Origin of the sequence: Nocardia sp. CA-120079 (assembly GCF_050955745.1) — a bacterium.
In the GTDB taxonomy this organism is placed as follows: Bacteria; Actinomycetota; Actinomycetes; order Mycobacteriales; family Mycobacteriaceae; genus Nocardia.
The window spans coordinates 1,561,826-1,575,653 of the sequence record NZ_CP192088.1 but is presented as its reverse complement, the minus strand read 5'-3'; the positions used below and the strand labels follow the sequence as shown (position 1 = coordinate 1,575,653).

Below are 13,828 nucleotides of genomic sequence, written 5' to 3'. Positions count from 1 at the left end.
TCGCCGCTGAAATCGGTGGCGCTTCGGCTACGAGCTGGGCCACATACTCGGAGACTCGATCAGGCTCGTTCTTGATCGCATCCGAATCCCGGTGCTCGACAGGTGCGCTCATGCTGCACCGCCCGAGTCAGCGGGAAAAATCGGCTGAGCAAGCGCAAGTACCTCGTGGCTGCTGACGCGCCACATGTTGCCGTTCAGCTTGTATCCCTGCAGATGACCAGCAGCGATCCACATGCGAATCGTCTTCTGGTCGACATCCACGAGGGCTGCAGCTTTCTTCAAACTGATGAGACCGCGCCCGTTTCGTACCTCGGCGGGCAACGACTGGTGCATGTTGGCCACTGGAATTCACTCCTCTGGGTGGAAAAATCCGGAAAAACTGTTCACCCAGGGTGTTTTTTACGGAGGTCTCTTCTCGCCGCCGCAGATGTCTCAGCTTCCGCAGCTATGTCGCAGAAGGTCTCTTCTTTGTCTCTTCTTCGTGGTAGAGTCTTCTCAAGACATCAGAATCTCGGCGCAAGGCAGGCGACTATGAGCACCGTCCTGAAGGCCCTACTTCAGCAGCGCCACCTTCAAACAGTCTCGGCGTTCAACCGCGAATACGATCGGCTCGCCAGAAAAGTTGACCCCGACCTGATGGGTTGCGGCCCCAAGAAGGCGCAGTTCTATCGATGGCTCTCCGGGGATATATCCAGCCTGCCCTATCCCGATCACTGCCGGATTCTCCAGCTAATGTTTCCCGACTGGTCGATTACCGAACTGTTTCAGCAGCACTCAGGAACCGCCGAAGACCTGGCGCGTCCGCAGCAATCGCCTGCGCGGAGCTCAGCGAGTGATGATCACCATAACCTTGCCGATGTCGAGGCAGTTTTTCCGACCCGACTCGAATTCCTAAGAGCGATGCCGCCGCAAGAGCTACTGAAGACGGCTCAGACAATTGATATGGCAGGCTTGTCACTGAATACGTTATGTCAGCAGTACTCCGATAGCGACATCCTGAGGCTGCTTGAAAATGGAACAGTGATTAGATGCCTCTTCCTGGATCCAGACGGAGCATCAATTCGGGCACGCGAAGTCGAGGAAGGTCATCACCCGGGGCTGCTGACAAATCTGACTGACACGAATATTCGCACTCTCGAACGGGTTAGAAAAAGGACGACGGAAGATACGCCAGGATCACTACTGATTCGTGTATACGATCAGCCCGTGAGATTCAATATTACGGTCATTGACTCTTCAATCTGTGTGATGCAGCCTTACCTACCAATGACAAGAGGGGTCGAGTCCCCTACGTTCGTGGCACGAAAGTCCGAAAGATCGGGCATATTCAACACCTTTTCCCAGGTTTTCGAGGATATGTGGGCTGGAGCCGAGGTAAGGAATCCTGAATGACAAACCTCGATGAACTACTGATCATCGCGCGAGCAGCCGTCGACAAAGGCAGTCAACTGCTAAAAACTGTTGAACCGGGCAAGATTACCGCCAAAGATGACCGTGACTTCGTGACAGATCTCGACGTACGGATTCAAGAGACGGTGCGTGAATACCTATACAAGAAGACGCCGGAAATCGGATTTCTCGGAGAAGAACAGGTCGATCACGAAGAATCATCTGGTGAACGGCGGTACAGATGGATACTCGATCCGATTGATGGAACATCGAACTTCATCCACGGTATTCCACTATGCGCCGTTTCATTAGCCTTGGCCGACAACGATAATCCCGCAATAGGGGTCATCAGCGCCCCCTTTCTCAAGCTGGAATACCACGCATCCGTCGGTCGCGGGGCTTTCAGCAATGGCAGTCGCATAAAGACAAGCCACACAACGAATCTCGGAGATTCCATTGTTTCGATAGGCGACTATGCAGTCGGAATCGCCGCAGCCGAGAAGAACCGGCGGCGCTTCGCCGTGACAACGGCACTCGCAAACAAGGTCGAGAGAGTTCGTATGTTCGGATCGGCCGCGCTCGACCTCGCTTGGGTCGCCGAAGGACGCATTGATGCGTGTGTACTGTTGTCCAACAAGCCTTGGGACACCGCAGCCGGTGTACTCATTGCGCGTGAAAGTGGTGCTGTTGTAACCGATTCCGATGGCAACGAGCACAATTTAACGTCGGCGCACACCATCGCGGCGAGCTCGGCGATTGCATCATCCCTTCTTGATCTCATCGCAACCACCGCCTAGCACCTTACGGCCCCCGTCGACAGCGACCTGGTGACGACTCTGAGAGACTGGCAGGGATTTGCACATTGGAAGATGGTGCCTGAATCTCGTTCGAGACTAAGGGAGCAAGGATGAGTACGGCGGAACGATCAGCGAACCGGCGACCGACCGCCTCGGAACTCGCTTTGACCTCTGACCTCGACCGCATCGCGGCGAGTGCTAAAGAAGGTGTCACGTTCATCTGTGGGTTCCCCGCTTCAGGCAAGTCAACCGCGGCACGCTATCTCGCTCAACGAACCGATGCCATCATCCTCGACAAAGACACCTTCGCACCCGACCTCGAAGAGTCCGTCATGGCCGAGCTGAGTGGAAACCCACATGACCGTGACAGCGACGTCTACATGCGTGTGGTCAATCCACACATCTACACTGCGCTCGTAACCGAAGCGCTGTCAGTCGGTCAGCGCACTCCGGTCGTCGTCGACGCACCGTTCATTGGCCATGTCCGAGCCGCTGCTCGGCAGAAGCTGTCACTTGCCGAATATTTCAAGTCGATCGCCCCAGTATCGCCTCCTCCAGTGCGAACCGTCTGGATCTCAGCCGATCCCGATCTGATCCGGGAGCGAATGGCGCGCCGCGGCGCCCCCCGGGACGCCTGCAAGCTGGCCGATTGGTACACCTACAGAGCCGAAGTGTTGGATTCAGGTATCGAGGCTTCAGCAGAAGCCGTCGTCGACTACGTCGTCCGAAACGCCTGAACTGCCCCGGAGTTCACGGCACGAAGCGTTTCAGCAGGCCACGAGCGTGATCAGTGGAAGTCGTTGTGAGGGTAGTTGTGACACAGCGGTGACACTGTACGGTGGCCGGCGTGAACAAGCTGCAGGTGGAAGCCCGCGTGCACGAACTGGTTGACCACGTCGTCGCGGGCGGCAAGATCGAAGACGAATACGTCGAAGCGAAGGGCGTCTGGCCAGGACTGGACAAGGCCGCCCGACTCGCTGGTATGGCGAACAAGGCTGCAGGGCACCCGATAATCTGGATCGTCGGCCTGTCCGAGGACGAGCACAAGGTGGTTGCGCTCGACGACACCGACCCCGCCCAATGGTGGCCCGGGATGGAGAAGGCGTTTGCTTACGAGGTCACTCCCGAACTGACGCCGTTGAAGGTGTATACCGCGCACGGCTCGGTGATGTGCTTGCACTTTGAGACCGACGGCGCCCCGTACATGGTGAAGACGCCGAACTCAGGCTGGACCGAGGCGGCGGTCCCGTGGCGAGAGGGCACCCGCACACGGTCAGCGCGCCGCGGCGAACTGTTATCGCTACTGGTGCAGTCCGTGAACATCCCGGTCTTGGAGCTTGTGGGAGCAAAGGTCATGCTCGGGACTGTGGGAGCCGCACGGCCTGGAGAGACAGTCCCTCCCGCCCTTTACATCCACGGGCAGATGTTCATCGAGAGCGTAGCCGGAGCGCATTTGGTGTTTCCTCCGCATCGCCGAAGCGCCTCCGTGCGTCTTAGTAGCGGAGAGGTGTTCGATGCTGGTCTCAGCTACTATCCGGTGAATCAGCAGGTGGCGGACTGGAAGCGGTTGCAGGCTCGGATGCGAACGGATGGCGGGGTCTACGAGGTTGCCCCGCTGGGAGTTGATCCTTACGGCATCAGCTCTACAAGGGCCGGGCTCATTGTTCGTGGCCCGGATCTGGTGGCCTTCCGCGGCACGGTTCTGGGCGGGATCTCGGAGGAGAGCGCAGCCGTCATCGCGAAGGCCGACTGGGTTGAAATCGGTATCCGGATGCAGGTGGGGACCTCCGAGCGGGCGGCCTCGGTCAGTCGACGGCTTCACGCTCGGTCGCGCGACGGGGAGACCACGGCACCCGCGTGGCTGCTGAACGCTGCTGACGACTCGTTGCCTTCCGAGTAGCACGTGGAAGGTCGCCAGTTCGAAGTTGCCCGACCAAGCCGCGGTGACGTCCCTTCCCGTGCGCTGCCCTACTTCTTCGCAGACGCTAATCCGCTACGGAACTCGACTACATCGCCGTCGGCCATGATGTAGTCCTTGCCTTCCATACGGACCTTGCCCGCGGCCTTGGCGGCGGCCATCGAGCCTGCGGTGATGAGGTCGTCGTAGGCGACTACTTCTGCCTTGATGAAGCCGCGTTCGAAGTCGGTGTGGATTACACCGGCGGCTTTGGGGGCGGTGTCGCCCTGGTGGATTGTCCAGGCGCGGGCCTCTTTCGGACCCGCGGTGAGGTAGGTCTGCAGGCCAAGGGTGTGGAAGCCGGCGCGGGCCAGGGCGTGCAGGCCGGGTTCGGTCTGGCCGATGGATTCGAGGAGCTCGAGGGCGGATTCGTCGTCGAGTTCGAGGAGTTCGGCCTCGACCTTGGCGTCGAGGAAGACCGAATCCGCCGGTGCGACAGCGGCTTTCAGCTCGGTAACCTTCGCATCGTCGGTGAGCACCGACTCGTCGGCATTGAAGACGTAGAGGAACGGCTTGGTGGTGAGCAGCGAAAGTTCTTTCAGCAGTTCGCCGTCCAGTTGGGCGCGGGCGGAGAATAGGGTTTTACCGCTGTCGAGAACTTCCTGGGCGGCCTTGGCCGCGTCGAGCAGCGGCTTGCGGTCCTTTTTGACCTTGGCTTCCTTCTCCAGCCGCGGAATCGCCTTCTCCAGCGTCTGCATATCGGCGATGATCAGCTCGGTTTCGATCACCTCGATATCGGCGAGCGGGTCGACGCGCCCGTCGACGTGCACCACATCATCGTCGGCGAAGACCCGCACCACCTGACAGATGGCATCGGCCTCGCGGATATTGGCGAGGAACTTGTTGCCGAGTCCGGCGCCCTCGGATGCGCCCTTCACGATGCCCGCGATGTCGACGAACGACACCGTGGCGGGCAGGATGCGCTGGGAGCCGAAGATCTCGGCCAGCTTGTCCAGTCGCGGGTCGGGCAGCGGAACCACCCCGACGTTCGGCTCGATGGTCGCGAACGGATAGTTCGCGGCCAGCACGTCGTTCTTGGTCAGCGCATTGAACAGCGTCGACTTTCCGACGTTGGGCAGGCCGACGATTCCGAGGGTGAGACTCACGCGGCTACCTCGCTACGCTCGGCAGCCGCGTACGTCTCAGACGCTGTGTTGGATGGTTCGCTCGCACACTCGCTCACGAGGGCTACCTCGCTACCGGCTACCTCGCTACGCTCGGCAGCCGCATGCGTCTCAGACGCTGTGTTGGATGGTTCGCTCACACACTCGCTCACGAGGAACAGAGTCTACGCGGCAGGACGCAACCCTTCGGCAGCGGCCGAGCGAGCGGCCTTCGCAGGACTCGCTCTCATTCGTCACGCACGGATGCTGATGCGTCAGGGAATCAGGATGACCTTGCCGAGGTTCGAGCGGTTCTCGATGACGGCGTGGGCCTCGGCGGCGTCTTCCAGCGGGAATTCCGCGTGGACGACGGGGCGGAGTAGACCGGATGCGAAGTATTGCCAGAGTTCTTGGCGCCAGTGTTCGTACAGGTCCGGGGAGTTGCGGGCGATGCGGGCCATTTGGAAGCCGACAACTGATTTCGCGCCGACGAGCAGGTCGTAGGCCTGGATGGTGCCGCCGCCCGAGCTGTATGCGACAAGTCGGCCGCCGGGGGCCAGTGCCGCGATGGCCGGGGTGAGGAGCTCGCCGCCGACGGCGTCGAGGACGTAGTCGACGGGCTCACCCCAGGATTCCTGGTCGTAGGCGACGACTTCGTCAGCGCCGAGGCCGCGGAGGAAGTCGGCCTTGGCGAGGTCGGAGACCGCCGCTACCACGCGCGAAGCACCGCGTACCCGCGCCAATTGCAGGGCAAGGTGGCCGACACCGCTGGCGGCGGCCGTGATCAGGGCAGACTCGTCCGACTTGGGATTCGCGGCATCCAGCGCACCGAGTGCGACCAAACCGCTGCGGACCAGTGCGACCGCATCGACGGCTGAAGCGCCGTCGGGAATCGGCGAGGCCATCGCGGCGGAGAGCAGCGCGTAGTCGGCATAACCGTGGCCGAAGACCAGACCGGTGACACGGTAGCCGGGCATACAGCTGGTCACGCCCTCACCGACCGCGACCACCTCGCCCGCAACCTCGCCACCCAGCGCGATCGGCTCCCGCGGCTCACGCACCTTGCGAACCACCGGCAGTGTCACACCAACCGCATCGACCCGGACCAGCAGTTCCCCGGGGCCCGGCGTCGGCACCTCGGCCGACACCACCTCGAGTACCTCCGGGCCACCGTTGCGCTGGTATTGCACCCGCCGCATCACACCTCCAAAAAACCTTAGGAGGGGTAAAGGTAGCCCGACGCTGCGACAACCCCCACCTATTTACCGCGCCGAGTGCGATATCTCACCGCAGCCGCCGTCTGGGTGAGAGCCGCCGACATCAATGTCGCCGCCGACTCGCCTTGCGATAGCCGATCGGCGGCGTAGCGTTCCGGGTATGCAGCCGACCACCGAAGTGGTGACGGCACGTCCGGCACCTGCGCTCGCGGCGTTCATCGATGGGTACCTCGGGTATCGACTGAGCGGGTTCGCACCCGGTCTGCATCGGGGGCTGCCGTCGCGCCATATGACGTTCATCGTGTCGATCGGGCCGAGTATCGACGTTGTGGCGCAGACGGATTCGCGGCAGTCGCCGCAGGATTACCGGTGTGTGCTGAGTGGGTTGCAGGCCAGTTCGGCGGTTATCTCGCACAACGGTTATCAGGAGGGGATCGGGATCGAGTTGACCCCGCTCGGGAGCCGTGCCCTGTTCGGGATGCCCGCGAGTGCGCTGTGGAACACCTCGGTGGAATGCGCCGAGGTGGCGGGGCCGGTCGGGCGGCAGCTGTGGGAGGAATTGCAGGAGCTGTCGTCGTGGCCGCAGCGGTTCGCCGCCTGCGATCGGGTATTGACGAGGCTGGCCTGTCACGATCGCCTGGTGGCGCCCGAATTGACTTGGGCCTGGCGCACTTTGGTCGAATCCGACGGTGCGGCGCAGATCGGCCCGCTCGCCGAGGAGATCGGTTGGAGCCGTCAACATCTGGCCCGGCGCTTCGGCGCCGAATTCGGACTCGGCCCCAAGCTCGCCGCTCGGATCGCCCGCTTCGAACGCGCCAGGCGGACGATCGGACACACGCCGTCCTATGTGACGATCGCGCAGGTGGCCGCGACCTGCGGATATTACGACCAGGCTCACTTCAACCGCGACTTCGCGGAACTCGCCGGTTGCAGCCCCACCGCATGGCTCGCGGAGCAGATTCCATCTGTCCAAGACCCGGAGGGGTCCGGCGGGTGAGGCTGGATCCATGACAACACCAACGGATTCACCACAGACCACAGCAACTCGCACCGCCGTATGGCCGTGCCTCAATTTCACCGACGCTCGCGCGGCAGTGGCCTTCCTGACCAGCGCATTCGGCTTCGAGGAGGTTGCGCTCTACGCGCGGGAGGACGATCCGTCGTTCATCGAGCACGGTCAGCTGCGCTGGCCGCTCGGTGGCGCAATCATGTTCAGTTCGATCGGCAAGGGCGACAACCCGTTCTGTGCGCGCGGGCCGGGCACCGATTCGATCTACCTCGTCTGCGAGGAACCCGACGCCCTGCACGACCGCGCGGTCGCGGCGGGCGCGGAGGTCGTGCGCGGCCTGCGCGATGAGGACTACGGTTCGCGCGGCTTCACCGTCCGGGATCCGGAGGGCAACCTCTGGAGCTTCGGTACCTATTGGGGCGAGTGACAACGACGGCCGCCAACAGCGCGGCCGTCAACGCCCGCCCAGACCCGATGCCGCGATACCGCGCACGAACGCCCGCTGCGCGATCGCGTAGACGACCACCAGCGGCAGCAGGATGACCACCGCCGCGGCCATGAGAATCGGCCATTGCGTGTGGTACTGGCCTTGTAGCCGCACCAAACCCAATGTGGCGGTGGCGATGTCGTCGCGCTGGATCATGATGAGCGGCCACAGGAAGTCGTTCCAGACCGTGATCCAGGTCAGCACCCCCAGCACCATGAGCCCGGGACGAGTGTGCGGCAACAAGACTCGCCAGAACACCTGCCAGGTCGTGCACCCGTCGACGATCGCCGCCTCCTCCAGTTCGGCGGGCAAGGTTCGGAAGAACTGGCGCATCAGATAGGTGCCGAATGCGCTGCCGAACAGGCCGGGAACGATCATCGCCCACGGCGTGTCCACCCAGCCGAAGGCGCGCATGATCAGGAATTGCGGAATCACGGTAACCGTCAACGGCACCATCAGCGTGCCGAGGTAGGCGAGGAAGAGTACATCGCGTCCGCGAAATCGCAAGCGCGCGAAGGCATATCCGGCCAGCGAGCAGAAGAAGACCTGCCCCGCCGTGACACACAACGCATAGAACGCGGTATTGAGCAGCATCCGCCCCAGCGGCAGCAGGTCGAAGACCTTCCCGTAGTTGGACCACTGCGGACGCGCGGGAACCAGTGTCGGCTCGGTGATCTCGCCATCGCGCTTCAACGAACCCGACAATGCCCACAAAATCGGAAACAGCGCACACCAAGCGACCCCAACCAGCGCCACGTAGATCAGGACGCCACGTACCGTCCGGCGCGCAATGGCCCGCTCCACCCGGCCGGTACTGCACGCCCGCACACCGATCCGCATCGGAAGCGACCGAACCGCCTCGTACGCATTCACAACTCCACCTCCGCCCGGCGCGCGAATCGCAGCTGCAATAGCGTCAGCACCAGCAGGATCGCGAAGATCACCCAGGCCAGCGCCGCCGCATAGCCGACCTCGTAGAACCCGAAGGCGTTCTGGAACAACATGATTCCGAGCAGATACGTCCCGGTCTCCGGCCCACCGTTGCCGCCGGTCAAGGCATAGGCCTGATCGAAGGCCTGCACCGAGTTGATGATGGTGATGACGAAGACGAACGACAGTGGCCCGCGAATCAATGGCAGTGTCACCGACCAGAATCGCCGCAGCGCTCCCGCGCCATCGATGCGCGCCGCCTCGTACAGCGTCTCGGGCACGCCCTGCATCGCTGCCAGCAGGATGACAGTCGCGAAAGGCACACTCTTCCATACGGTCACGATGCTCAGCGAGGCCAGCGCCCAGTCCGGGTCGGTCAGCCACGGCACCGGATCGATGCCGACCCAGCCGAGCATGATGTTGAGCAGCCCGTCATCGGTGGTGAAGATGAAGCGCCACACCACCGCCATGGCCACAGTCGAGGCGACCAGCGGCAAGAATGCGATGGTCCGAAAGATACCGATTCCGGCCAGCTTTCGATTGAGCACGGCCGCAACCGCGAGCCCGATCACCACCGTCGGCACCAGCGTCAACAGGGTGAACACCGCGGTATTGCGTAATGCGATGAGGAATAACGGATCCGACACGAACAGCCGCCGATAGTTCGATATCCCCACGAACCGTGGCGCACTGAACAAGTCCCACGAGTGCAGACTCAGATACAACGAAACTCCGAGCGGAAGCAGCAAGAACACCAGCACCGCCGCCAGATTCGGTGCCACGAAAACCCAGCCCGCCCGCTCACGCCGCCGCTCGAGACGCCCTCGCTCGCGGGGCGCACGCATCCGGCTACCGATCAATTTCATGAGGATTCCAGCAGGGTATTGATATCGGCTGTCAGGGACGCGCTCACCGATTCCGCGGTTGCGGCACCGCGTAGCACTCGGTTGCCACCGCGCTCGAGCAGCGCGGAAACCTTGCCCCACACCGGAGTAACCGGCAGCGGCCGCGAATTCTGCGGCCCCTCCGTGAACACCTGGATGTTGCGTATCTCGCGATGCGCGTCCGCGAATCCAGCAGAGCCCATCGCGGATTTCAGCACCGGCACGAAGAGTCCGGAGGCGGCGATAATGTCCTGTCCCACCGGCCCGGTCGCGAATTTCACGAATTCCCAAGCTTGTTCGATGCGCGGACTGTCGGCGGCAATCGACAACCCCGTGCTCCCCACATCCGTAATCGCCCCCGGGCCGCCGTACGGGCCGACCGGCAATACCGTGACATCGATGGGCAGACCATCGTGTCCGGCGAACTCGGAATACAGCCAATGCCCACCCATCGCCATCGCCGCACGTCCACGACGGAACAGGTCCGGCGCTGAAACCGACTGCTGGTCGGCGACTTTCGGAGCAACCCGGTGGCGAACCGCGAGATCGGCATAGAACTGGAATCCCTCGGCGAACCGTGGATCACCGAGATTGGTCCTGGTCGGATCCACCGACGGCGAGAACCACTCCGCCCCATTGTTCATACCGAAACACGCGGCCGAGAAATACGGCACCCAGGCGTCGGCAAAGCCCCACTGCCGGTTCCGCTCGGATGCCTCGTGCCGCGTGAGTGCCCGTGCCGCATCGAGGAATTCGGCGAAGGACCAGGCATCCCGCCACCGGGTCGGCGCGGTCACTCCGGCCTCGGCGAACAACTCCCGGTTGTAGTAGAGAAACACCCCCGACCACTGTTCCGGCAGCGCGTACTGCCCACCGCCATAGGTGAAGGTGTCGTAGAGCGCCGGATAACTGTCGGCACGCAGTGCGGCAGCGTATTCGGGCTCCCGGTCGAGTAGCGTGCGCAGATCAAGCAGCACCCCACGTTCGGCGAGTCCGGCATAAAGCAACTCCCACGCCATCATGACGTCGGGACATTTGCCGCCCGCACAGTAGGTCAGCATCTGCTGCAGCGGATCCGGCCCGGACATGATGGTGCGGATCCGGATCTCCGGATGCCGGCGCTGGAACTCGTCGATGATCTTCAGCCGGACCCGCGCCTCCTCCGGCCTGGCCTGAAAGAAGAAGGTCAGCGCGTCGTCATCGGATCCGCAGCCGGTGGTGGCGAGCAGCGGCGCGGCCAGCACCGAGCCGAGCAGCGTGCGCCTGCGCAACGAGGCCCTCCTCCAGGCGGGTGTGGAGCTTGGCGGAATCGCATGGCAGCATACGTTCGGCAACACCGACGTGATGGCCGACACACGAACAAAACTTAACGTTGTCCTAAGCCGATCGGAAACGAGCCCGATCGACATCATCAATCGGATACGTTGTCAGATGTTTGAGCAGGATCCTGCGCGTTTTTCAGGAGAGTAAGCGGATGGCGACAATCGAATATTTGCGGACGGATCCCGATCTGCCGCCCGTCGGGGTGGTCGATCACTCCCCGATCACGCCACGGAAGAAGGCGATCTTCGGGGCGATCGCGGTCGTCGGAGCGATAGCCTGGGCCGTCCTCGCCATCTCCCGCGGTGAGAACGTGAACGCGGTGTGGATCGTGGTCGCGGCGATCTGCACCTACGTGACCGCCTACCAGTTCTACGCCAGGCTGATCGAATACCGGATCACCAAGCCGCGCGACGATGTGGCCACGCCCGCTGAGGAATTGGAGAACGGCAAGGACTACATGCCGATGGACCGGCGGGTGCTCTTCGGGCACCACTTCGCCGCCATCGCGGGCGCCGGTCCACTGGTCGGACCGGTGCTGGCCGCGCAGATGGGTTATCTGCCGGGCACCATCTGGATCATCGTCGGCGTCGTCCTCGCCGGCGCGGTGCAGGACTACCTGGTGCTGTGGGCCTCGTCGAAGCGCCGTGGGCGCAGCCTCGGGCAGATGGCCCGCGACGAACTCGGACCGATCGGCGGTGTCGCCGCGATCATTGCCGTGCTGGTGATCATGATGATCCTGCTCGCGGTGCTCGGCATCGTGGTCGTGCAGGCGCTGGCGGCGGTCAAGGGTCCGGACGGCGCATTGCACGGCGGCAGCCCGTGGGGTGTGTTCTCCATCGGCATGACCATCCCGATCGCCCTGTTCATGGGCCTGTACCTGCGCTTCGTGCGACCGGGCCGGGTCGGCGAGGTATCGGTCATCGGTTTCGCACTGCTGCTGTTCGTGATCATCTCCGGCCGTTGGGTTTCCGAATCCGGTTGGGGTCGTGACCTGTTCACGCTGTCCGGCACCACCATCGCCTGGCTGCTGATCGTCTACGGTTTCATCGCCTCGGTACTGCCGGTGTGGTTGCTGCTCGCACCGCGCGATTACCTGTCGACGTTCATGAAGATCGGCACCATCGGCCTGCTCGCGCTCGGCATCGTGTTCACCATGCCGGTGCTGCAGGCGCCAGCGGTGTCGCAGTTCGCGCACAACAGCAACGGTCCGTCCTTCGCGGGCAGCCTGTTCCCGTTCCTTTTCATCACCATCGCATGTGGTGCGCTGTCCGGATTCCATGCCTTGGTTTCCTCCGGCACCACACCCAAACTGCTGGAGAAGCAGTCGCATGCGCGGATGATCGGCTACGGCGGCATGCTGATGGAGTCGTTCGTCGCGGTCATGGCGATGATCACCGCGAGCATCATCGACCAGCACCTGTACTTCGCCATGAACGCGGGCGCGGGTCTCACCGGCGGTACCGCCGAGAAGGCCGCCGCCTATACCAATTCCCTTGGTCTGAGCGGTGATCCGATCACCGCGGGTGAGTTGACCCAGACCGCCAAGGATGTCGGCGAGACCAGTGTCATCTCGCGCACCGGTGGCGCGCCGACGCTGGCGATCGGTATGTCCCAGGTGATGTCCGGATTCCTCGGCGGCTCCGGGCTGAAGGCGTTCTGGTACCACTTCGCGATCATGTTCGAGGCGCTGTTCATCCTCACCACCATCGACGCCGGTACCCGCGTCGCGCGCTTCATGCTCTCGGATTCGCTCGGTAATCTCGGCGGTCCGGCGAAGAAGTTCAAGGATCCGTCGTGGCGGCCCGGTGCGTGGCTGTGCTCGGCCATTGTGGTCGCGGCCTGGGGTTCGGTTCTGCTGATGGGTGTCACCGATCCGCTCGGCGGCATCTACACGCTCTACCCGCTGTTCGGAATCTCCAACCAGCTGCTGGCCGCGATCGCGCTCACCGTCGTACTGACCATTCTGATCAAGAAGGGTCTGGTGAAGTGGGCGTGGATTCCCGCGCTGCCGCTGATCTGGGATTTGATCGTGACGATGACGGCGTCCTGGCAGAAGATCTTCTCCGCCGATCCGAAGATCGGCTACTGGAAGCAGCACGATAACTACAGTGCCGCCCGCGACGCCGGAAAGTTGTTGGCACCGGCCAAGACTGCCGACGATATGGACAAGGTCGTGCGCAACACGTTCATCCAGGGCACGCTGTCGATCATCTTCGCGGTGCTGGTGCTGGTCGTCGCGGTGGTCGGTGTGGTGGTCTGCTTGCGTGCCTGGCGGGCGGGCGGCGGACCGAGCAGTGAGACGCCGGACGAACCGTCGAAGATCTTCGCACCGCGCGGCTTCATCGCCACCGCGGAAGAGAAAGCGGTGCAGCAGGAATGGGATGCCCTGATCGAATCGGGGCAGGTCCGGGCACCTGGCGCCGCCCATACCAAGGGCGCTACGGCGCAAACACCAGCACATTGACCGCAGCAGCGCAGCCGAATGACGGCCGGTCACCTCGACCGGCCGTCATTCGGCGGCTGCGGGTGGTCGGAAGTGCCGGTGCGGCAAAGGTTCGCGCATTCGGTTCATGGTTCAATGCGGTGCTCGGCGGCCAGGATTACCAGCGCTATGTGGACCATCTGCAGCGCAATCACCCCGGTTGCGAGGTTCCGTCGGAGCGCGAGTATTGGCGGCGGCGGCACGCGGATGCGGATAACAATCCGCAGAATCGTTGTTGCTGAACGATCCG

At 62.9% G+C, this 13,828-nt stretch carries 14 protein-coding genes; 8 read left to right on the top strand and 6 right to left on the bottom strand.

Going from position 1 to position 13,828, the window contains the following annotated elements:
• Positions 1-108 precede the first annotated feature (108 nt).
• A complete protein-coding gene (locus tag ACQPYR_RS07205; RefSeq protein ID WP_433635043.1) occupies positions 109-333 on the bottom strand; it encodes a helix-turn-helix domain-containing protein in 225 nt (74 codons plus the stop codon).
• Positions 334-531: 198 nt separating this feature from the next.
• Here ACQPYR_RS07205 and ACQPYR_RS07200 point away from each other — a divergent pair, with 198 nt between their 5' ends.
• From ACQPYR_RS07200 to ACQPYR_RS07185, 4 genes are all read left to right on the top strand, one after another.
• Complete coding sequence (locus tag ACQPYR_RS07200) at positions 532-1,392, top strand: DUF5919 domain-containing protein (RefSeq protein ID WP_433629088.1); 861 nt, start codon at positions 532-534, stop codon at positions 1,390-1,392.
• Positions 1,389-2,186: an inositol monophosphatase family protein gene (locus tag ACQPYR_RS07195; protein ID WP_433629085.1), complete on the top strand. Its 798-nt coding sequence runs from the start codon at positions 1,389-1,391 to the stop codon at positions 2,184-2,186. Before ACQPYR_RS07200 ends, ACQPYR_RS07195 begins: the two co-directional genes overlap by 4 nt.
• Before the next feature lie 110 nt (positions 2,187-2,296).
• Positions 2,297-2,923, top strand: a complete 627-nt coding sequence (locus ACQPYR_RS07190) for an AAA family ATPase (protein ID WP_433629082.1) — start codon at positions 2,297-2,299, stop codon at positions 2,921-2,923.
• Positions 2,924-3,033: 110 nt separating this feature from the next.
• Positions 3,034-4,086, top strand: a complete 1,053-nt coding sequence (locus ACQPYR_RS07185; protein ID WP_433629079.1) for a hypothetical protein — start codon at positions 3,034-3,036, stop codon at positions 4,084-4,086.
• Between the two features lie 68 nt (positions 4,087-4,154).
• Here ACQPYR_RS07185 and ychF read toward each other — a convergent pair whose 3' ends face one another.
• On the bottom strand, positions 4,155-5,249 hold the full coding sequence (ychF, locus tag ACQPYR_RS07180; protein WP_433629076.1) for a redox-regulated ATPase YchF: 1,095 nt from the start codon (positions 5,247-5,249) through the stop codon (positions 4,155-4,157).
• Positions 5,250-5,521: 272 nt separating this feature from the next.
• The gene (locus tag ACQPYR_RS07175) at positions 5,522-6,445 is read right to left on the bottom strand and encodes a quinone oxidoreductase family protein (RefSeq protein WP_433629073.1); all 924 of its coding nucleotides are present in this window, start codon (positions 6,443-6,445) and stop codon (positions 5,522-5,524) included.
• Between the two features lie 178 nt (positions 6,446-6,623).
• On the opposite strand from ACQPYR_RS07175, the gene ACQPYR_RS07170 reads away from it, so the two are divergent.
• Positions 6,624-7,460, top strand: coding sequence for a helix-turn-helix domain-containing protein (locus ACQPYR_RS07170; RefSeq protein ID WP_433629071.1), 837 nt, complete (start codon positions 6,624-6,626; stop codon positions 7,458-7,460).
• 10 nt (positions 7,461-7,470) lie between these two features.
• Positions 7,471-7,899 carry a VOC family protein gene (locus ACQPYR_RS07165; protein WP_433629068.1) on the top strand — a complete coding sequence of 143 codons (429 nt, stop codon included), beginning with the start codon at positions 7,471-7,473 and terminating at the stop codon, positions 7,897-7,899.
• Positions 7,900-7,926: 27 nt separating this feature from the next.
• Here ACQPYR_RS07165 and ACQPYR_RS07160 read toward each other — a convergent pair whose 3' ends face one another.
• Genes ACQPYR_RS07160 through ACQPYR_RS07150 form a run of 3 tightly spaced genes read right to left on the bottom strand, consistent with a single transcriptional unit; the run spans position 7,927 to position 11,044 of the window.
• A complete protein-coding gene (locus ACQPYR_RS07160) occupies positions 7,927-8,799 on the bottom strand; it encodes a carbohydrate ABC transporter permease (RefSeq protein WP_433635042.1) in 873 nt (290 codons plus the stop codon).
• A gap of 29 nt (positions 8,800-8,828) precedes the next feature.
• Positions 8,829-9,755, bottom strand: a complete 927-nt coding sequence (locus ACQPYR_RS07155; RefSeq protein WP_433629066.1) for a carbohydrate ABC transporter permease — start codon at positions 9,753-9,755, stop codon at positions 8,829-8,831.
• A complete protein-coding gene (locus ACQPYR_RS07150) occupies positions 9,752-11,044 on the bottom strand; it encodes an ABC transporter substrate-binding protein (protein WP_433629064.1) in 1,293 nt (430 codons plus the stop codon). Before ACQPYR_RS07150 ends, ACQPYR_RS07155 begins: the two co-directional genes overlap by 4 nt.
• A 203-nt stretch (positions 11,045-11,247) precedes the next feature.
• On the opposite strand from ACQPYR_RS07150, the gene ACQPYR_RS07145 reads away from it, so the two are divergent.
• Both ACQPYR_RS07145 and ACQPYR_RS07140 read left to right on the top strand, forming a co-directional pair.
• A complete protein-coding gene (locus ACQPYR_RS07145) occupies positions 11,248-13,560 on the top strand; it encodes a carbon starvation CstA family protein (protein WP_433629061.1) in 2,313 nt (770 codons plus the stop codon).
• Positions 13,557-13,820, top strand: coding sequence for a YbdD/YjiX family protein (locus ACQPYR_RS07140; protein ID WP_433629058.1), 264 nt, complete (start codon positions 13,557-13,559; stop codon positions 13,818-13,820). Before ACQPYR_RS07145 ends, ACQPYR_RS07140 begins: the two co-directional genes overlap by 4 nt.
• Positions 13,821-13,828: the final 8 nt, after the last annotated feature.